This window comes from Burkholderia sp. HMSC10F09, assembly GCF_001806955.1.
GTDB lineage: Bacteria > Pseudomonadota > Gammaproteobacteria > Burkholderiales > Burkholderiaceae > Burkholderia > Burkholderia multivorans.
In genome coordinates this window covers 1-754 of record NZ_KV786630.1, presented here as the reverse complement: position 1 = coordinate 754, position 754 = coordinate 1, and the positions used below count along the sequence as shown (strand labels likewise).

Annotated in this window: 1 protein-coding gene; it reads left to right on the top strand. The window is 62.5% G+C overall.

What is annotated here, in order from left to right; genetic code table 11:
- Positions 1 to 754: hypothetical protein (locus tag HMPREF3115_RS33000; RefSeq protein WP_305367006.1), on the top strand; the 754-nt coding region annotated here is incomplete at both ends.

Below are 754 nucleotides of genomic sequence, written 5' to 3'. Positions count from 1 at the left end.
GACCGAGCTATCGGTCGAGCTGAGGCCGGTAGACAGCGATCCGATCGAGCTGTTTGCCGACGAGAGGCCGGTCGAAGTCGAAGTCGACAGAGACGTGATCGAGCTATTCGCCGACGAGAGGCCAGTCGACGTCGAAGTCGACAGCGACGCGACCGAGCTATCGGTCGAACTGAGGCCCGTCGACAGAGAACCGATCGAGCTGTTAGCGGACGAGAGGCCGGTCGAAGTCGAGGTCGAAAGCGAAGCGACCGAGCTGTCGGTCGAGCTGAGGCCGGTCGACAGAGAGCCGATTGAGCTGTTCGCCGACGAGAGACCAGTCGAGGTCGAGGTTGAAAGCGACGCGACCGAGCTATCGGTCGAGCTGAGGCCGGTTGACAGAGAGCCGATTGAGCTGTTGGCCGACGAGAGACCAGTCGAAGTCGAGGTCGAGAGCGACGCGACCGAGCTGTCGGTCGAGCTGAGGCCCGTCGACAGAGAACCGATCGAGCTGTTAGCGGACGAGAGACCGGTCGAAGTCGAGGTCGAAAGCGACGCGACCGAGCTATCGGTCGAGCTGAGGCCGGTCGACAAAGAACCGATCGAGCTGTTGGCCGATGACAGGCCCGTCGAGGTCGAAGTCGAGAGCGACGTGATCGAGCTGTTGGCCGACGACAGGCCCGTCGAGGTCGAAGTCGAGAGCGACGTGATCGAACTATTGGCCGACGAGAGCCCCGTCGAAGTCGAAGTCGAAAGCGACGCGACCGAGCTATCGGTC